Origin of the sequence: Microbacterium sp. R86528 (assembly GCF_044596335.1) — a bacterium.
Lineage (GTDB): Bacteria > Actinomycetota > Actinomycetes > Actinomycetales > Microbacteriaceae > Microbacterium > Microbacterium marmarense.
The window spans coordinates 660,643-677,921 of record NZ_CP138996.1; the positions used below are offsets into that span (position 1 = coordinate 660,643).

The 17,279-nt window shown below is 62.9% G+C and carries 17 protein-coding genes and 1 tRNA gene; 3 read left to right on the forward strand and 15 right to left on the reverse strand.

The genetic code is table 11. The features are described from left to right. Positions 1-51: 51 nt before the first annotated feature. The 6 genes from tatA to SJY18_RS03265 all read right to left on the reverse strand — a co-directional run bounded on the left by tatA (position 52) and on the right by SJY18_RS03265 (position 5,058). Positions 52-312: a Sec-independent protein translocase subunit TatA gene (gene tatA, locus SJY18_RS03240; protein WP_337337847.1), complete on the reverse strand. Its 261-nt coding sequence runs from the start codon at positions 310-312 to the stop codon at positions 52-54. A gap of 60 nt (positions 313-372) precedes the next feature. Further along, a complete protein-coding gene (locus tag SJY18_RS03245) occupies positions 373-1,335 on the reverse strand; it encodes a helix-turn-helix transcriptional regulator (protein WP_396668367.1) in 963 nt (320 codons plus the stop codon). Continuing rightward, on the reverse strand, positions 1,332-2,270 hold the full coding sequence (locus SJY18_RS03250) for a helix-turn-helix transcriptional regulator (RefSeq protein ID WP_396668874.1): 939 nt from the start codon (positions 2,268-2,270) through the stop codon (positions 1,332-1,334). Before SJY18_RS03250 ends, SJY18_RS03245 begins: the two co-directional genes overlap by 4 nt. 110 nt (positions 2,271-2,380) lie before the next feature. Then, positions 2,381-3,337 (reverse strand): FKBP-type peptidyl-prolyl cis-trans isomerase, encoded by a 957-nt coding sequence (locus SJY18_RS03255; RefSeq protein WP_396668368.1) that lies wholly within the window; start codon positions 3,335-3,337, stop codon positions 2,381-2,383. 9 nt (positions 3,338-3,346) lie between these two features. Continuing rightward, complete coding sequence (locus tag SJY18_RS03260; RefSeq protein WP_396668369.1) at positions 3,347-4,375, reverse strand: tRNA (adenine-N1)-methyltransferase; 1,029 nt, start codon at positions 4,373-4,375, stop codon at positions 3,347-3,349. Beyond that, complete coding sequence (locus SJY18_RS03265; protein ID WP_396668370.1) at positions 4,372-5,058, reverse strand: HAD family hydrolase; 687 nt, start codon at positions 5,056-5,058, stop codon at positions 4,372-4,374. Before SJY18_RS03265 ends, SJY18_RS03260 begins: the two co-directional genes overlap by 4 nt. 69 nt (positions 5,059-5,127) lie before the next feature. Between SJY18_RS03265 and SJY18_RS03270 the strand changes: the two genes are divergently transcribed. Then, positions 5,128-6,003: a PAC2 family protein gene (locus SJY18_RS03270; RefSeq protein WP_337337842.1), complete on the forward strand. Its 876-nt coding sequence runs from the start codon at positions 5,128-5,130 to the stop codon at positions 6,001-6,003. A 10-nt stretch (positions 6,004-6,013) separates the two neighbouring features. Here the strand turns inward: SJY18_RS03270 and SJY18_RS03275 are convergent, their stop codons facing one another. The 4 genes from SJY18_RS03275 to SJY18_RS03290 all read right to left on the reverse strand — a co-directional run bounded on the left by SJY18_RS03275 (position 6,014) and on the right by SJY18_RS03290 (position 9,557). After that, a complete protein-coding gene (locus SJY18_RS03275; protein ID WP_396668371.1) occupies positions 6,014-6,838 on the reverse strand; it encodes an undecaprenyl-diphosphate phosphatase in 825 nt (274 codons plus the stop codon). 50 nt (positions 6,839-6,888) lie between these two features. Beyond that, a complete protein-coding gene (locus SJY18_RS03280; protein ID WP_396668372.1) occupies positions 6,889-8,190 on the reverse strand; it encodes a M20/M25/M40 family metallo-hydrolase in 1,302 nt (433 codons plus the stop codon). A gap of 95 nt (positions 8,191-8,285) precedes the next feature. Next, a tRNA-Leu gene (locus tag SJY18_RS03285) sits at positions 8,286-8,369 on the reverse strand. Positions 8,370-8,459: 90 nt separating this feature from the next. After that, positions 8,460-9,557: a VIT1/CCC1 family protein gene (locus SJY18_RS03290; protein WP_396668373.1), complete on the reverse strand. Its 1,098-nt coding sequence runs from the start codon at positions 9,555-9,557 to the stop codon at positions 8,460-8,462. A gap of 138 nt (positions 9,558-9,695) precedes the next feature. Between SJY18_RS03290 and SJY18_RS03295 the strand changes: the two genes are divergently transcribed. Then, positions 9,696-9,923, forward strand: a complete 228-nt coding sequence (locus tag SJY18_RS03295) for an RNA-binding S4 domain-containing protein (protein WP_396668374.1) — start codon at positions 9,696-9,698, stop codon at positions 9,921-9,923. Positions 9,924-9,932: 9 nt separating this feature from the next. Here the strand turns inward: SJY18_RS03295 and SJY18_RS03300 are convergent, their stop codons facing one another. The 4 genes from SJY18_RS03300 to SJY18_RS03315 all read right to left on the reverse strand — a co-directional run bounded on the left by SJY18_RS03300 (position 9,933) and on the right by SJY18_RS03315 (position 13,935). Continuing rightward, entirely contained in the window at positions 9,933-10,811 is an 879-nt protein-coding gene (locus tag SJY18_RS03300; RefSeq protein WP_396668375.1) for an ABC transporter permease, read from the reverse strand. Further along, positions 10,798-11,799, reverse strand: a complete 1,002-nt coding sequence (locus SJY18_RS03305) for an ABC transporter ATP-binding protein (protein ID WP_396668376.1) — start codon at positions 11,797-11,799, stop codon at positions 10,798-10,800. Before SJY18_RS03305 ends, SJY18_RS03300 begins: the two co-directional genes overlap by 14 nt. Before the next feature lie 4 nt (positions 11,800-11,803). Then, positions 11,804-12,952, reverse strand: coding sequence for an outer membrane lipoprotein carrier protein LolA (locus SJY18_RS03310; RefSeq protein WP_396668377.1), 1,149 nt, complete (start codon positions 12,950-12,952; stop codon positions 11,804-11,806). Between the two features lie 113 nt (positions 12,953-13,065). After that, the gene (locus SJY18_RS03315) at positions 13,066-13,935 is read right to left on the reverse strand and encodes a formate/nitrite transporter family protein (RefSeq protein WP_337337834.1); all 870 of its coding nucleotides are present in this window, start codon (positions 13,933-13,935) and stop codon (positions 13,066-13,068) included. Positions 13,936-14,026: 91 nt separating this feature from the next. Between SJY18_RS03315 and SJY18_RS03320 the strand changes: the two genes are divergently transcribed. Beyond that, positions 14,027-15,343: a chloride channel protein gene (locus SJY18_RS03320; protein WP_396668378.1), complete on the forward strand. Its 1,317-nt coding sequence runs from the start codon at positions 14,027-14,029 to the stop codon at positions 15,341-15,343. Between the two features lie 26 nt (positions 15,344-15,369). On the opposite strand, the gene SJY18_RS03325 is transcribed toward SJY18_RS03320, so the two are convergent. Further along, complete coding sequence (locus SJY18_RS03325) at positions 15,370-17,214, reverse strand: DEAD/DEAH box helicase (RefSeq protein WP_396668379.1); 1,845 nt, start codon at positions 17,212-17,214, stop codon at positions 15,370-15,372. Positions 17,215-17,279: the final 65 nt, after the last annotated feature.

The following is a 17,279-nucleotide window of genomic DNA, read 5'->3' on the forward strand; positions in this document are numbered from 1 at the left end:
GGGGAGTCTGAATCTCCCGTGCGCGGCGGCTCAGTGGTCACCACGAAGGCGCTACAGGGTTGAGTCGGGAGTCCTGCCCGTGTTCGAAGACGGTTCGCTTGGAGTCACCGTATTCGAAGTCGAGGGGGCAGGAGCCGAGTTGACGGGGCCTTCAGCATCAGCCTTGTCTTCGTCCTTCATCGCCTTCATTTCGCCCTTGAACACTCGAGCGGACTGCCCCATGCTCTTCGCGAGAGCGGGAAGCTTCGCTGCACCAAAGAGCAGAAGGATCACGGCGAGGATGAGGAGCCACTGCCAGCCTTGGATTCCCATGTGTGTAATCCTTCCGGGGATTGCGAAGTACGGTGTGGGTAGTCTAACCCCGCAAACTCGCTAGGAGTACTGATCGAGCCCGGCTTCGGCCCATTCGGCAGCGGCGCGGCGGGCGCCCTCCGGCCGCACGACCTCCACGGCACCCCCGCGACGGGTTGCCAGCCGGCGAAGGCTCAATTCGTCCGCGACCCGCATCGTGGCGGTGCTCACGCCGCGCGAAGACTCGACACGAGCTCGTTCAAGGTAGTCGCCCAGCAGCGGCGCAACGTCATCGGAAAAGCGGACGGTGGCTGTCAGATCCTCATCTGCCGGATCAAACCACGCCTGCGGCGAGTCGCCGGTGTGGGTGATGGAGATGTTCGTCAGCTCGAGATGGCTCACGCGCTCCAAGTGGAAAGTACGCATCGCTTCACGAAGGTGACACCAGCCCTGCAGATACCACTGACCGTTCGCGATCTGCACTTTCGTCGGGTCGACGGTGCGGGTGGTGGCTTCAGCATCCGGCGCCTTATAGGTGAATGACACCGCCACTCGATCGCGAAGCGCAGCCGCAACGACATCGCGCACCTCGTCGACGGGGCCGGGGGCAACGATCACGTCAACGGGGGTTCCCGATACACCACGCGCGAGTTTGCCGAGCAAGCCGGTGAAGACCTCAGAGTCGCCGATTCCCGGAAGCGAACGCGCAAGCTGCAGCCCCGCAAGAAGAGCCGCAGCTTCGCGTGCGGTCAACTTTGGGCTGCGTTCGAGACCGACCGTGTTGGTCAGTGCGATGCGATCTTGCTCGTCGAGCAGCGTCCAGTCGATGTCAAAGAGGTCGTTTGGCATCTGCCAGAAGCCGCCGTCGCCGGGGCGACCGATCACCGTGAGCTTCTCGACCATGGCGCGCATCGTCTCGGGCGCGACATCGAATTCCCGAGCAGCATCGTCGACAGATACCTCGCCCTTGCCGACGAGGTAGGGCACCAGTTGCAGCATGAGGGCCGCTCGGTCGGTAGCAACCATCGGACGAGGTTCGCTCATGATGCAACTCCGTGCAGGTCTCGCGCTGCGACCAGGCGCTGAATGACCTGTTCCCGCAGTTCAGCCGGTTCGACAACACGCACTTCAGGGCCGTAGGAGGCGATCTCATCGGCAAAGATATGGATGTCGACGAACGGCACACGAATGCCTTGCTCAAGCGGCTGGGGATGAATTGCCCGTCGCGCCAGCCGGAGCGCTGCTTCGGTGCCGGGGTGTACTTCGAGCAGCGCGGAGTTTCGCGCCGCGACTGCTTCGAGCCCTGCGATCGCGCGTTCTCCGGCCCCGTCGCGTAACTCACGACCAAACGATTGTCGAGTAATGGCCACATCGCCGACCACCCGCGAGAGCAAGAAGGTGCGCTCGGCCTTCGCATCAAGGTCTATTCCGTAGACGTGCCAGCGGGCTTCATATTCGACGAGCGCCAGCGGCTGCAGCCGACGCGTACGCGCGGCACGCTCGCCCGGTTTCAGGTACGCAAAAGTGACAGCCTTGCAGAGGTCTATGGCCCGCTCAAGCGGCACGAACGATGGTTCGCGGATGCTGATGCGCGGCGAGAATCCAATGATCGGCTCGTCTACCTCGATGCCGAGCGCACGGATCTTGCGCAACCCGCTGCGCGCAGCATCCGTCATCGACCCCTCACCCCACACACCGCCAGCAAGGTTCAGCAGCGCTACTTCTGCGGGAGTGAATTCGATGTCCTCGGGAAGCGAGTACTCACCAATCGCAATGCGATAGCGGGCAGACCGCAGATCGTCAGGGTCGCTGCTCTCGCCCAGCGTTTCTATGGGAACACCGAGTTGGCGCAGGTTCAGCTTGTCGCGCTCGAAGCTCTTCTCCAACGCCGCTTTGGACGATCCTGCATCACGCAGTTCGCGATAGCCGGCGACCGAAGTCAGGATCGTGTCTTTCGTCAGTCCCTGCTCAGTCGCCATGAGCGCGACTACGAGGTTGAGCAGTCGCTCTTCGGGCGGACCCGCATTCGCTGAGTTGTCAGGCACTCCCACATCCTAAGTCGCTCGTGGGGCCGACCGTCGGTGCCTCGCTAAGAGAGTGGAGCTTCGTCGAGACCAACGATGTCAATCACGAACACCAGGGTCGAGCCAGCCGGAATGTCGCCCTGCACCTGATCACCGTAGCCCTGGTCGGGTGGAATCACCGCGAGAACCTGCGAGCCGACAGTCTGACCTTCGAGCGCAGCCGCAAACCCTGGCACCACCGAATCAAGAGTCATCGACGCCGGTTCGGTATCCCATGTGGTGTCGAAGACCTCACGGCCATCCCAGGTCACCCCGGTGTAGTGCACGCGAACGGCTTGGTCACCCGTGACGACCTCGCCGCTGCCTTCTTTGAGGGTCTCGACGACAAGTTCCTCAGGGGCTGCGCTGTCGGGCACGATGATTCCCGGGCGCCCATCGGGCGCGCGCACGACAGTCGGCAGCCCGTTGGCCGCGTTGAACTGGTCGTCACCGTCGGCCGCCGGCAGGTACACCTTGCGCACGTCGACGACGCCGATCACTGAGTCGTCTGCCTCGACGCCCACGCTCGCAAGCGATGCCGCATCGAAGTCGCCGGGAGCCATTGCGATGGTGACGCGGGAGCCCTCGGTCGCGCACATCAGCGCTTCATCGAACGCCGAGAACTGCTCACTCCAGCGGTCAACGGTGTATGCCCTCGAAAGGTCGCCGTCGTAGGGAGTAGCCAACAGGGGCTCACCGGTTTGGCCACTGAAGAGCGCCACATCGACGACAACCAGCTGCGAGGTTGTGGTGATGGGCGTGCCTTCGCCCGTGACGTCTTCGCGCGACGATGTCTCGTCGACATAGAACGGCGTATAGACATCGACGACGGGAACCGCGCCGACTGCGCCGCTCACGCTGATTAGATCGAGATCTTCTGTCCCCGACGCGGGGACGCAATCAGCGGACGTCGATGCGGTGCATCCCGTCAGTGAGACGAGAGCAACTCCGGCAACGGTGAGGGCAACAGGGAACTTACGCACCGCAACAGTCTAGGCGGACGGATCAATCTCGTCTGTCGCGGGAGTGTGCGGCTCGGCTGATGCCGCTGCAATGCGCGCGCCTTGCGCTGCCTTCTGCGCCTCCCGTACCCGTTTGCGCAGGTTCTTGTCGGTGATCTGGCGGTCACCCACGGCCCCGGGAGTCCACATTTCGACGTCCTCGTCGCCGTAGCTCGACTTCGAGGCGCGACGCTTGACTTCGGGTGGCACCGCACCAGGGGCTAGCCTGCGCGCCCAGATCAGAAAGCCGGTGTGCGCGATCATGCGGTGGTCGGGACGAACCGCGAGGCCTTCAACGTGCCAACCGCGCACCATGGTCTCGTTCGCTTCGGGTTCGGTGAACAGGCCGGTGCCGCGAATGAACTCGGCGACGCGACTGAGCTGGGTTGCAGTTGCGACGTAGCAGAGCACTACCCCGCCGGGCGTGAGCGCATCAGCGACCACGTCAATGCACTCCCACGGCGCGAGCATGTCGAGGATCACACGATCAACCGAAGCTGGCTCAACGGTTTCGGGCAGCGCGTCGACCAGGTCGCCAACAGTGACCTGCCAGTTGTCGGGGACTTCGCCCATAAATGTCTCAACGTTGGCCTGCGCGACCTCGGCGAAATCGTCACGGCGTTCAAAGGAATGCAGCTTTCCCTCGGAGCCGATCGCACGCAGCAACCACAGCGATAGTGCGCCCGAGCCCACTCCAGCTTCTACAACGACAGCACCCGAGAAGACGTCTGCTTCGGCGAGGATCTGCGCAGCATCCTTCGGATAGATGATGGCAGCGCCACGCGGCATCGACATCACGAAGTCGCGCAGCAGCGGCCGCAGTGCGAGGTATTCGTGCTCGCCGCTGTTGGCGACGACCGAGCCGTCGTCGAGACCGATGAGGTCGATGTGCTTGAGCACGCCGTGATGCGTATGCAATTCGCCGTCTTCACGAAGCGTGATGGTGTGCAGCCGGTTCTTCGGTCCGGTCAGCTGCACTCGGTCACCGACGCGGAACGGTCCGCTGGGTCGCTGATTCATCGAGAGGAATCCTTTCGTGCACGAACATCGGCATGGAAGGATGCCAGATCTTGGGCGGTGCGGCCTTCAAGTGTTGCCCAAATGGCGTCGGCGCCGACGCCTTCGACCGGCACCATGAGGGGAACGCCGATCGTCGTGGCGCCAGATGCAACGGCGCTGCGCAGCCCATTGGGCGAGTCTTCGATCGCCAAGGTGTCGTGAACATCAACCCCGAGTGCTTCGCACGCCTGCAGGTACGGATCGGGAAAGGGTTTCGGCCGAGCGACTTCGTCACCGGCAACGACCACATCGAACGCATCGAAATCGATGAGATCGACGACCGTATCGGCCATACGCCGCAGCGACATCGTCACGAGGGCGGTCTTGATTCCGGCAGCGCGCAGGCTGGCGAGCAGCTCGCGCGCGCCAGGGCGAAACGGCACACCCTTGGTAGCGAGTTGGCGCATCACCTCATCGGTGAGGTGCGCGGTGATCTCGTGCACTGCCAAGCGCACACCAGCGGTCTGAAAGATTCGCGCTGAATCTTCGAGTCCGAGGCCCACGCATGCGAGCGCCTGTTCGTGCGACCACGTGCCGCCGAATTTCTCGATAAGCGGCGTCTCGGCTGCCATCCAGTACGGCTCAGTGTCAACAAGGGTTCCGTCCATGTCCCACAGGACGGCAGAAAGCGGGGATGAACTCACCGTGCAATGCTACCCGTCGGTGCACGGGCCTATTGTGGAGGGAACTTACCGAGCGTCGAAGGAGGTCGCGTGGACGGATTGGGACGTCGAATACTCGTCGCTGCGTTTGATGGATGGAACGATGCCGGAGAAGCTGCGTCGTCGGCGATCACCCATCTTCGCGAAGCTGGCACCTACGAGCCGGTCTTCAGCGTAGATCCGGAGTTGTACTTCGACTACCAGTACACCAGGCCCCAGCTGACGATGGATGCCGATGGCACCCGCTCGCTGGTGTGGCCCGAAGCTACGCTTTTCAAGCCCAAGCGCACTACCCGCGGCACGCAATTGTGGCTGCTGACCGGGGTGGAGCCGGCCCGAGCTTGGAAGGCATTCGCCAGTGAGTTCATGGATGCTGCGCTCGCCGCAGACATCACCGGTTTCGTCTCGCTCGGTTCGATGATGTCGGATGTTCCGCACACTCGGCCGATCTCAGTGTTCGCCGGAAGCGACGCGGATCAGCTGAGAACGTCACTCGATCTTGAGAAGAGCACCTACGAGGGACCGGTCGGCATTCTCAGCGTGCTCGGACACGCAGCCAACGAAGCAGGCATTCCCGCCGCGAGCCTGTGGGCGAGCGTTCCGCACTACGTGGCCGGACACACGCCATCTCCAAAAGCCAGCTTGGCGCTTCTTGACCGCCTCGAAGATCTCACGGGTGCATCGTTGCCGCGCGGCGATCTGCCCACCGCCGCCGCTACCTGGGAAGCATCCATCGATGCGGCTGCGGCAGACGACGAAGAGATGACCGAGTACATCCACCAACTCGAGCAGACGCGCGACACCTGGGATTCGCCCGAAGCATCAGGCGACGCGATTGCGCAAGAGTTCGAGCGCTACCTGCGCCGTGGCGGCGATGGCGGACCGACGAAGCCCGGGCGCGACGACCCGCCCCGTCCGCGACGCTGACGCTGAGTGACTAGGCCGAGATCAGGCCTAGGCTGAGCAACACGATCAGAGTGGTTCCCAGCGCAACGCGATAGATCACAAACGGCAAGAAGCTGTGGCGTGAGATCCACTTCATGAAGAACGCAATCACTCCGAGTGCAACCAAGAATGCCACAACGGTTGCCACTGCCGTCTCGGCGAGAGTGAACACGCCCGGCTCGTCCCAGCTCTTGAACAGCTGATAAAAGCCGCTGCCGAACACCGCGGGAATCGCAAGCAAGAAGGCGTAGCGTGCGGCTGCGGCACGCTCGTAGCCCATGAACAGTCCCGCCGTGATGGTGCCGCCCGAGCGTGACACTCCTGGGATGAGCGCGAGTGACTGCGCGAACCCGTAGACCACGCCATGGCCCAGGGTGAGGTCGTTGAGCTTTCGCTTCTTGGCTCCCACGTGGTCGGCGATTCCGAGCAGCACGCCGAAGAAGATCAGCATCGCTGCGACGATCCACAGTGAGCGGAAGGTGGTCTCGATCTGGTCTTGAAAGATCAGTCCCAGAACGACGATCGGGATGCTGCCGACGATGATGAACCAGCCCATGCGGGCATCGGGATCGCTACGCGGCACCTTGCCGACAAGCGACCGAAACCATTGGCCGATGATGCGCACGATGTCGCGCCAGAAGAACAGCACGACGGCCGCTTCGGTGCCAATCTGAGTAATGGCGGTGAAGGCCGCGCCCGGGTCCTGGGCGGTCGGCAGAAACTCTCCGAGAATGCGTAGGTGCGCGCTCGAAGAAACCGGCAGAAACTCGGTGAGTCCCTGCATGAAGCCGAGAATGATCGCTTCGAGGAGTTGCATGGGCGCCTTTCGCGGAGGATGCCGGGGGGAGCATCCGAGAGTCTATTTCGTCAGTAGGTGCGCAACAGATCGGTGAGCACGGACTGGCCGAACTCGAGTGCATCGAGTGGCACTCGTTCGTCGACCCCGTGGAACATTCCGGTGAAGTCGAAGCCCGCGGGTAGCCGAAGCGGCGCGAAACCGTAGCCCTCGATGCCCAATCCTGCGAGTGCCTTGTTGTCGGTGCCGCCGCCCAGCAGGTACGGAACCACGGGCACTCCGGGGTCGTGACGGCCAAGCGCGTCTACCATGGCGCCGACGAGGTCGCCAGAAAACGGAACCTCAAGTCCGATGTCTTGGTGCACGATCTCGACATCGATGCCCTCGCCCACAATGCGTCGGATGTCCTCGAGCGCGGCTTCTTCTGTGCCTGGCAGTACGCGCACGTCGATGAGGGCTTCGGCGCGGTCTGGGATCACGTTGTGCTTGTAGCCAGCGGTCAGCCCCGTCGGGTTCGTGGTGGTGCGAAAACTCGACCGAAGGAATCCGGCAGCCGTGCCCGCAGTCGCCGCAATGGCATCGGGATCGGTGGAACCAATGTCTGCGAGCTCGCCGAGGCGGGCGAGCATCTCGGTGGTCGCGGGGGTCAAGCTCACCGGCCACTGGGTGCTGCCGAGAGCTGCGACGGCCTTCGCAAGGGCGGTCACCGCGTTGTCGAAGTGGTAGCTGGAGCCGTGAGCGGCGCGTCCGCGCGCCACCAGCCGAATCCAGATGAGCGCCTTCTCCCCCACCTGCAGCAGGTAAGCCCGGCGCTCGCCGACGGCGATCGAGTACCCGCCAACTTCACTGATCGCTTCCGTGGCGCCCGCGAACCACTCCGGGTGATCGCGGACGACGAGTTCAGATCCCTCTACCCCGCCGTTTTCCTCGTCTGCGAAGAAGGTGAGTATCAGGTCGCGCTCGGGCTGCTCTCCGCTGCGCAGAATGTCAGCCACCGACGTCAGAATCATGGCGTCCATGTTCTTCATGTCGACGGCGCCACGCCCCCAGAGCATGCCGTCGCGAATCTCACCCGCGAACGGATCAACGCTCCAGTCTTCGGCAATGGCGGGAACGACATCCAAATGTCCGTGCACCACCAGAGCGGGTTTGTCTGGATTGCGACCCGGGATGCGGGTCATCACATTGGTGCGTCGAGGGATCGGTTCGAAGTACGTCGGCGTCAGCCCGATCGACTCCAGGTACGCCCCGACATATTCTGCGGCTTCCCGCTCGCCTTTGGCATGTCCACCGCCGTGGTTGGTGGTGTCGATGCGGATCAGATCACGTGCGATCGTGACGACCTCTGAAAGCGGACTGTCGGCAGGAGGCATGCCGACAAACTTACCGCGAAAAGCAGAGGTCTATCGGCCACGAAGTGGCGGCACCAACAGAAGAAGGCCCCCTTTCGGGGGCCTTCTTCGTACTGTGCGCGAGGGGGGACTTGAACCCCCACGCCCTTTCGGGCACTAGCACCTCAAGCTAGCGCGTCTACCTATTCCGCCACCCGCGCAGGTGGTGTTTTTCGGTTTTGCAACCGAGGAACGACATTACCATGTCGGTGCAGAGACAACGAATCGAGGCGGGAATCGATCGCGCTGTGTCAGCCCAGCGTGACCCCGAATGCCAAGCCCAGCGCGTACGTGACGGCCGCTGCGCCGTAGCCGATTGCCAGTTGTCTGAGCGCCCGCCGCAGCGGCGGTGCGCCAGACAGCACGCCAACAGCTGCGCCCGTCGCCATGAGCGCAATTCCCACCAGCACGAGTGCGAGCACGACGGCTGCGAGCCCCGACAGCCCGAGTATCCACGGAAGAACGGGGATAATCGCGCCTGACGCGAAGAACAAGAAGCTTGAGATCGCTGCGCGCCATGCGCTGCCGACCACATCGTCGTCATCACGTGCGGCCAAAGGCTCTCCTGGGTGCGCCGTTCCCTGCTGCGCGCTCGCGACTGCTTCGCGGGCGCGCACCAGCGCCTGGTCTTCTGGCATTCCGCGCGTGCGATACACGAGCGCGAGTTCATTGGCATCGAGATCGAGATCGTTCAGCGTAGCGTTGGCATAGTCGCTGGGTTCTGTCGCTTCCAGCAGCTCCCGTTGAGACCGCACCGACACGTACTCCCCCGCACCCATTGACAGTGCACCAGCTAGCAGTCCCGCCACGCCGCTGAAGAGCACGAGCTGCGGTGCAACGCCCGTCGCGCCGATGCCCATCACCAGCGCCAGGTTGCTGACCAGCCCGTCGTTCGCTCCGAATACGGCAGCACGAAAACTTCCCGACAGTCGGCGTCGTCCTCGTGCGGCAAGACCTCGTACGACTTCATAGTGCACCTTCTCGTCGGCGGCCATAGCCGCCGACGCGTGAGGGTCATCGTCGTACGGAGAGCGCTCTTCAGCGCTCTGAGCGAGCGCGAGCACGAAGATCGAGCCGAACCGCGACGCCATCCACCCGAGAGTTTGAGTGCGAATGCCGGGGCGAGGCAGGCGCGACGGTTCACCGCCTAGGAGATCAAGCCAATGGGCTTCATGGCGGCCCTCAGCATCAGCCAGCGCGAGAAGGATCGCTCGTTCTTCTCCGGCGCGGCGGCCCGCGAGACGACGATAGACGTCTGCTTCGGCGCGTTCGTCCACCAGATATCTGGCCCAACGTCGCCGTTCCGCGGCGGTGGGCGGTGCATCGGGAACAGTGCTAGACGAGTTCATGAGCCTCCAAGCTCCGATTCGGAATGCTTCTACGCTAATCAGCTCAGCATTCGCAGCCCGTACCCAGATCACGTTTGACAGCATTTCGGAATGCCGAACGCCCGGCTGGGACTTTCGCTGGTCGGCTAGCATTCGAACATGACAAACTCGGCTCGAATCGACGACGTATCCATCGACGGCGAGTCGATTCGCCTTGGCCAGTTCCTGAAATTCGCGGGGCTACTCGACACCGGCGGCGACGTGAAAGAAGCGATCATCGACGGCTACGTCACCGTCAACGGTGAGGTCGATCGCCGCCGCGGCCGCCAGCTTCAGTTTGGCGACGTTGTCGGCTTCAGCGGCCATCACGTGCGCGTCTGCGCCTGACGTCGACCGCTACGACAACACGTCGCGCCGAGTGAAGCGCACGATCGCAGCGACGAAGAAGAGCACGATGTAAGCCGCTTGAATCAGCGCGTTGTCGACGAACGAATCCCACACGATCGGCGAACGCAACAGGTCGGCGAAATCGAGCCATCGGTCTGTAAAGAGGAACGGATGCAGCGCCGAGAGCTGCGGAATCGATCCGACGATCTGAGCCGCAACCGCGAGAATCGCCGTGGCTGCCATCGCACCCACCGGCACTGTTGTCAGCGTCGACAGGAAAAGACCGATCGCGGTCAAGCCAAGCAGCGAGACCATGGCATAGGCGGCTACTGCGAGCAGCCTCAGCAGGCCCTCGCCCACTGACACCTCGGTTCCCGAGACCAGAGTCAACGGTCCGACCGGAAAGAGCGCCCAGCCGGCGAGGGTGCCGAAGACCACAATCGTCAGCGCGGCAGCGATCGCGAACGCTGCCGCGACCAAGTACTTCACCCACAGCAGGCGAATACGGCCGGCGGGGGCGATCAACAGATAGCGCAGCGTTCCGTGGCTGGCCTCGCCCGCAATGGAATCGCCAGCGGTCACCGCAATCGTGAGCGGCAAAAACAGCGGAATGGCGAGCGTCATCGCCGCAACACCCACAAACAGACCGTTATTGGTGATCTGGTCAAGAAACGCAGGGCCACGGCCCGCGTCGGTGCCTCCTGCAACCCGCAACGCCACCGCCAGCAAGATCGGAATGAGCGCGAGAGCGCCGAGCATCGCCCAGGTGCGTGAACGCCGAAACAGCGTGCGCAACTCGTTCCGCCACAGGCGCAGCGTTCCTGCCAGATGCAAGCCACCGCCATCCGCAGAAGGGGCGCCGGTCTTCAGCAGCTCAGGCGACGACATCGAACCCCTCCCCCGTCAGCTCGACGAATCGCTGCTCAAGGCTGGTGCGCTCGACGGCAAAACCGTTCACGCGCACCCCTTCCTGCACCAGCGCCGCGACGATAACATCCGGCCGTGGATCGGCCGCTTCATCGGGAAGAGTCGCGACGATAGCTGTCGCATCTGCCGCGCCTGCGCTCGAGGGAGCAACAATCAGCCCCAGTCCTGCGAGCACACGCTTCGCCACAGCGACATCGGGGGTATCTACTCTTGCGCGCGCACCACCGCCGCCGCTGCGGAAATCGTCAAGAGTTCCCTGCGACACGAGCGAGCCAGCGCTCATGATGCCCACGTGCGTACACACCTGCTCGACCTCCGCCAGCAGGTGACTCGACACGAACACAGTCGCTCCTTCGTCGGCCACCGATTGCACGAGCGCGCGAACCTCGCGAGTTCCCTGCGGGTCGAGTCCGTTGGTCGGCTCATCAAGCACCAGCAGCTCACGCGGTGTGAGCAGCGCGTTGGCCAAGCCGAGTCGTTGCTTCATTCCCAGCGAGTACGCATGAGCTTTCTTGCCCGCCGCGTGAGAGAGACCTACGCGTTCGAGCGCTGACGCGACCCGTTTGTTGCGGGAACGGGCGTCAGAACGGGGATCGGCAGCATCCATCCTCTGCAGGTTCTGCTCTCCGCTGAGGTATGGCCAGAATGCTGGCCCCTCGACAAGTGCGCCTACGCGAGGCAGCACCGTCGCGAAAGTTCGCGGCATCGGCGAACCCAGCACGTACGCCTCACCGCTGGTTGGACGCACGAGTCCGAGCAACATGCGGATTGTTGTCGTCTTGCCTGAGCCATTGGGCCCGAGAAAGCCGAAAACCGAACCGCGCGGCACCGCCAGATCGATTCCAGCGACTGCGGCGTGCTTGTGAAACCGTTTCGTCAGCCCGTGGGTTTGTATCGCAAGGTCGGCGCTACTCGTGTGCGTGTGCTGCTCGGCAGACAACGAAGGCATTCGGTTAGTCGCCGGATGCTGCGTCTACGAGCACATTTGCGGGAACCGCGCCGATAAGGGTTCGACCGTCGTCGGTCATGAGAACTGTGAGCAACGCCGTTTCGAATACTCGTCCGCCGTCGACCGCGGTCGTGAAGCTCTCGAGCATCGTTTGCTGCTCAGCAGTGAGACCGTCAAGCGTCTGCGAGCTGCCCTCCGCCGCCGAGAGCTCAACGACCGTCGACCACCCTTCGCCAACAACGCTCATCTGAGGTGCGGTGGCATCGTCGCTGACAGCCTCGTGATCGGTATGCGAGGGCGGTGCGATCTCTTTCTCAGAGACGGTGATGTTCGAACTTGGCTCAAAGGTCAGCGTCGAAGCATCGGGGGCATCGAACGACACGTCTGTGAACGCGATCGAAAACGCCGGATCAGAGCTATCGGCCGCGGATATCGATGCCGACAGCGCCATTCCTGTTTCACCATCGATAGCGAAACTGATGCTCTCGACGAGAGTGTCATCGCTGCGCGGCTCGAGAATGAGCTCATAGGCATCACGGCCGGCAACGCTCGCATCGGATCCAACGGTCACAGCCGTGCTCTCGTCAAGGTTCGCGAGCGCTTCTTCGAGCGTGGCTTGCGGAGTGGGCAGCTCACGCGCGTCATCGGCGCCAGGTTCTTCCCCTGCACTGAAAGTGATCTTCGTCGCGCTCTGCGACTCGGAGTCGACGAACCACGCAGTGTCGCTTTCGCCGTCAAGGTAGACATTGCGTTCAGCGAGCGAATCGAGCACCTGAAGTCGCGCACTGTCGCCATCAAGATAGACCTTGGCAGTGAACGAGCCGGTGGCAAGCGAAAGCAGATCATCGATATCTGCGGCGTTGTCGTCTGCCGCCGTTGTGTCGGCGCCAAAACCCGTGGTGAGGGCGCCGAGGTCAGGCAGGCCCAGATCGGCGGCCTGCTCGATGGTTCCACTCAGCTGATCGACCTCACTGGCGGCCGCGAATTCGAGCAGTTCCTGCGGCGTTAAGTCGGGAAGATCTACCGCGCCTGAAGCGGCGTTCGGGATCAAGACGGCTGCAGCGACGATCGCTGTCGGTACGGCAATGGCGGGAATCGCGAGAAGCGACCGGCGAGCGGTACGCGGGGAGACCCTCTTGGTTCGGGAGGTCATGCTTTCAGCGTACGTCTGTGAATCAGTCGCCGGGCGGGCTCAGTGCAAACGCCCAGGATCTCCCCATCTGAACGGCGAAAACGGCACCGCGCACTTCGCATCGTTCCTTCGATTTACGGCTCGGGCACTGCTTGGTCGGTCATGTCGGGGTGCTTCTTCAGGTAGCGCCGGCTGTCATTTGCATAGGCAAAGTAGAGGCCAATCAGCAGACCGCCCCCGATGTAGTTGCCCAGCAGCACGATTCCCAGATTGCCGAGGGCGAGTCCGACGTCGATGCCCTGCTGAAGACCCACGATGGAGAACAGCACGGTATTGGCAACGGAGTGCTCAAAGCCGACGAAGCCGAAGACGAACACACTCGCGATCATCACCCCCATCTTGGCGAGGTCGTCTTTGATCAGCCCGTTATAGACGAGCAGCATTGCGAGGTTGATCATGAAGTTGCAGAGAATGGCTCGCACGAACAGATCTGACCAACCCGAAGCACCGGCGGTCAGGTATGCGAGCTTGTGATCGACTGCCAGGTTCATCTGTTCACCCACGTTGCCATCGGCAAGCGTCGAGAACATGACGAGGACTGCGATGAAGAGTCCGCCCACGATATTGCCCGCATAGCAGAGCACCAGAATGCGCAACAGTCGCCACCACGCGGTCGTGCGGTAATAGGCGCCGACGGTGACGATCATCATGTTGGAGGTCAGCAATTCTGACTTGCTGTAATAGATGAAGACGAGGGCGAAGCCGAATGCCAACGCAGCCACGATGTGGCCGACGCCATCGAGTTCGCCGTTCGCGATGTCATCGAAGGCGGCGAGCACCGCGAAGTAGGTGAGGTACATCACACCGATGATTGCGCCAGCCATCGCCGAACGCATGAGAAAGACGCGGGCAAGGCCGCCGCTCATGGTGGTCTTCGTGCCAAGCACTCCAAGAACGGTCGAGATGAAATGCTTGCCCGGAAAGAGCTGGCTCTGATCGCTCATGCGACTAGGGTCGCACAGCGGTGAGCAACCATGCGCTCCACTATGCTGACCGAGTGCGCCACCTAGCACCGTTGAAAGGACGTGACGTCGAATGACGACGACCGCCTCTGCTCCCGACCCGGCGACGGTGCTGCGCTCGAAGAGCTACGTATCCCTGCTCATTCTCTGCGCAGCAGTCGGCGCTCCAATCGCGGCGATCGCATACTTCTTTCTCGCGCTCGTGGATTTTCTGCAGGGATGGATCTTCACGACTCTGCCTGAGAGCTTCGGGGGCGGAACCGCTCCGCTGTGGTGGCCATTCGTTCCTCTGCTCGCCGCCGGCATTCTCGTCTCTCTCGCAATCAAGTACCTGCCCGGAACCGGTGGAAACTCGCCAGCCGACGGGTTCAAGATGGAAGGCGCACCGAGCAGCGCGCAGCTGCCGGGCATCTTTTTCGCAGCCCTCGGCACCCTGAGTCTTGGAGTAGTGCTCGGTCCCGAAGGGCCGCTGATCGCTCTCGGCGCTGGTCTTGGCGCGCTGGCAGTGCGTCTCGTCAAGCGCGGCGCCCCACCCCGAGTTCAGACCATGATGGCGGCGGCGGGCAGCTTCGCGGCAATCAGCACCTTGCTCGGGTCGCCACTCACCGGTGCGTTCCTTCTCATGGAGGCATCGGGACTTGGCGGACCGGCGTTGGGACTCGTACTCGTGCCCGGTCTCTTGGCAGCGGGCGTCGGATCGCTCATCTTCGTCGGGCTTGACGCGTGGACAGGGCTCGGCACCTTCTCCCTTGCTATTCCGAATCTTCCCGCGGCCGATGCTCCTTCTGGTGTGCAGTTCTTGTGGGCAATTGCGATTGGTCTGCTGGCTGTTCCGGTTGGCGCCGGAATCCGCTGGCTCGGTGTCACGCTGCGCACGCTGGTAGAGCGTCGAATTCTCGTGATCACGCCACTCGTCGGCGTTGGGATCGCGGCGCTCGCTGTCGGTTACGCTGCCATCACCGGCATGAGTTCAGCCGACGTGCTGTTCTCAGGGCAGACTGCGCTCGGTCCACTGATTGAGAACATCTCTGACTACACCGTCGGCACGCTGCTGCTCCTGCTTGTCTGCAAGGCGCTTGCCTACGGCTTGGCGCTGAGCAGCTTTCGCGGCGGTCCGACTTTTCCCGCGCTGTTCATCGGCGCTGTTGGTGGCGCGGCGCTCGCGCACCTGCCCGGACTTCCGCCCATCGCCGGAATGGCAATGGGCATCGGCGCCATGTGCGTCGTGATGCTCAAACTGCCACTCACGTCAGTGCTGCTGACGTCGCTGATTCTCGCCGCTGACGGACTCACGCTGATGCCGCTGGTGATCGTCGCCGTAGTCGTCGCGCACGTTGCCTCAGCACGCTTCGCCCCGCTGCCAACAGCAGACGGCGCAAAGCTCAGCTAGACGCCGCGAGGGCGGCACGGCAAGAGCTAGGAGCGAATGCGGCTGCGAAGAATGTCAATACGCGCCTGCAGCTGAGAGACGGTTGCGTGCGAAACGGCTGGGCCGCCGCAGATGCGACGCAGCTCGGCGTGAACGAGACCGTGGGCCTCGCCTGCCTGGCGCGCATACAGGCCCACCAAGCTGTTCAGCAACTGACGTTGCTCTTTGAGGGTTCGGTGCAAAGGCGCCGGAATCGTGCTCTCAGCCGGTTCACCACTCGCCTGCTCCGATGCCTCACGAGTCTGTCGATGCCGCCCCTGGCGGGTCTGGCGTTGCATCAGCAGCTCGTGAACATGTTCAGGTTCAAGCAGTCCGGGCAGCCCTAGAAATTCTTCTTCTTCGGGAGTGCCGGGCACGGCCAGCTGACCGAACTCCTTGCCGTCGAACAGCACGCGGTCGAAGTGAGCGAGCGACCCCAGCGCCTGGTAGCTGAACTCTTCTGTGAGCGCGTCAGATGCTTTGTCTTCGCGCTCGGCAGCATCCATCAGGTCTTCTTCGGCGTTCCACTCGTCGTCGTCGCTATCGCGGTCGAGAGCGTGGTCGCGCTGGCGCTCAAGCTCATTCGCCAGACCGAGCAACTGCGGCACATTGGGCAAGAACACGCTGGCGGTTTCGCCTCGCTTGCGCGCGCGCACGAAGCGGCCAATCGCCTGGGCGAAGAACAACGGAGTGGATGCTGAAGTTGCGTACACACCGACGGCGAGCCGTGGCACATCGACGCCCTCCGACACCATGCGCACCGCCACCATCCACCGCGATGTCGACTTTGCAAAGGTCTCGATGCGAGACGATGCCTCGGCTTCGTCTGAAAGCACGACGGTCGGCTGCTCGCCGGTGATGGCGTGAAGAATTGCCGCGTACGCGCGCGCCGCCGTTTGGTCCGTGGCGATGACCAGACCGCCCGCGTCAGCGATCTGCTCTCGCACCTCGGTGAGTCGTCGATCTGCCGACTTCAGCACCGCAGGAATCCACTCGCCTTCTGGATCAAGGGCAGTGCGCCATGCCTGCGAGGTGATGTCTTTCGTGTTGTCTTGACCGAGATGAGCTTCCATCTCGTCGCCGGTCTTGGTGCGCCACCGCATATGACCGGCATAGACCATGAACATCACCGGACGAACGACGCCGTCTTCGAGCGCACGGCGGTAGCCATAGGCGTAGTCGGTGCGCGACACGCGATTGCCCTTGGCATCGGGGTGATACTCCACGAACGGAATTGGTGCGGTGTCGCTGCGGAAAGGCGTGCCAGAAAGCAATAGTCGTCGAGTCGCTCGCGCATAGGCCTCGCGGAGTGCATCTCCCCAAGAAAGTGCGTCGCCGCCGTGGTGCACCTCGTCGAGAATCACAAGCGTTCGTGCATCCATAACCAGCCGTTGATGCACCGATGCCTTGACGGCGACCTGCGCGTAGGTCACCGCCACGCCGTGATAGTGCTTTGCTGGCGCGAAGTGGCGGTTGCTGAAGGCAGGGTCGAGCCTGATCGACACCCTCGCTGCGGCATCTGCCCACTGTGTCTTCAGATGCTCGGTCGGGGCCACTACGACAATGCGGTCGATGATGCGGCGACGAAGCAACTCACTCGCAAGCCGCAGCGCGAAAGTCGTCTTGCCTGCCCCCGGGGTCGCGGCCGCAAGAAAATCTCGTGGGCCGCTGCCTTGGCCGTCGGGACCATCCATCGCGAAATAGATGTCGAGCGCTTCAGCCTGCCATGCGCGAAGGCGCTGGGCCGTACCCCAGGGTGCACGCTGCGGGAACGACGGCGAAAGATGTTCCGCGGCGAAGCTGCCGATGTGGGCTGACACATCGCGGTCTTGAAGAAGCGAATCTTCCTGCACAGCACCTCCCCCGAACCTTCACACAACGAGTCACCACACTAAACGACGCGACCGACATCGTGGGC

Bases quoted from the DNA above. Each gene is read 5' to 3' on its own strand.
- tatA (WP_337337847.1), bottom strand. From the start codon at position 312: ATGGGAATCCAAGGCTGGCAGTGGCTCCTCATCCTCGCCGTGATCCTT.
- SJY18_RS03245 (WP_396668367.1), bottom strand. From the start codon at position 1,335: ATGAGCGAACCTCGTCCGATGGTTGCTACCGACCGAGCGGCCCTCATG.
- SJY18_RS03250 (WP_396668874.1), bottom strand. From the start codon at position 2,270: ATGGCGACTGAGCAGGGACTGACGAAAGACACGATCCTGACTTCGGTC.
- SJY18_RS03260 (WP_396668369.1), bottom strand. From the start codon at position 4,375: ATGAATCAGCGACCCAGCGGACCGTTCCGCGTCGGTGACCGAGTGCAG.
- SJY18_RS03275 (WP_396668371.1), bottom strand. From the start codon at position 6,838: ATGCAACTCCTCGAAGCGATCATTCTCGGCTTCATGCAGGGACTCACC.
- SJY18_RS03280 (WP_396668372.1), bottom strand. From the start codon at position 8,190: ATGCCTCCTGCCGACAGTCCGCTTTCAGAGGTCGTCACGATCGCACGT.
- SJY18_RS03290 (WP_396668373.1), bottom strand. From the start codon at position 9,557: ATGAACTCGTCTAGCACTGTTCCCGATGCACCGCCCACCGCCGCGGAA.
- SJY18_RS03295 (WP_396668374.1), top strand. From the start codon at position 9,696: ATGACAAACTCGGCTCGAATCGACGACGTATCCATCGACGGCGAGTCG.
- SJY18_RS03300 (WP_396668375.1), bottom strand. From the start codon at position 10,811: ATGTCGTCGCCTGAGCTGCTGAAGACCGGCGCCCCTTCTGCGGATGGC.
- SJY18_RS03305 (WP_396668376.1), bottom strand. From the start codon at position 11,799: ATGCCTTCGTTGTCTGCCGAGCAGCACACGCACACGAGTAGCGCCGAC.
- SJY18_RS03310 (WP_396668377.1), bottom strand. From the start codon at position 12,952: ATGACCTCCCGAACCAAGAGGGTCTCCCCGCGTACCGCTCGCCGGTCG.
- SJY18_RS03315 (WP_337337834.1), bottom strand. From the start codon at position 13,935: ATGAGCGATCAGAGCCAGCTCTTTCCGGGCAAGCATTTCATCTCGACC.
- SJY18_RS03320 (WP_396668378.1), top strand. From the start codon at position 14,027: ATGACGACGACCGCCTCTGCTCCCGACCCGGCGACGGTGCTGCGCTCG.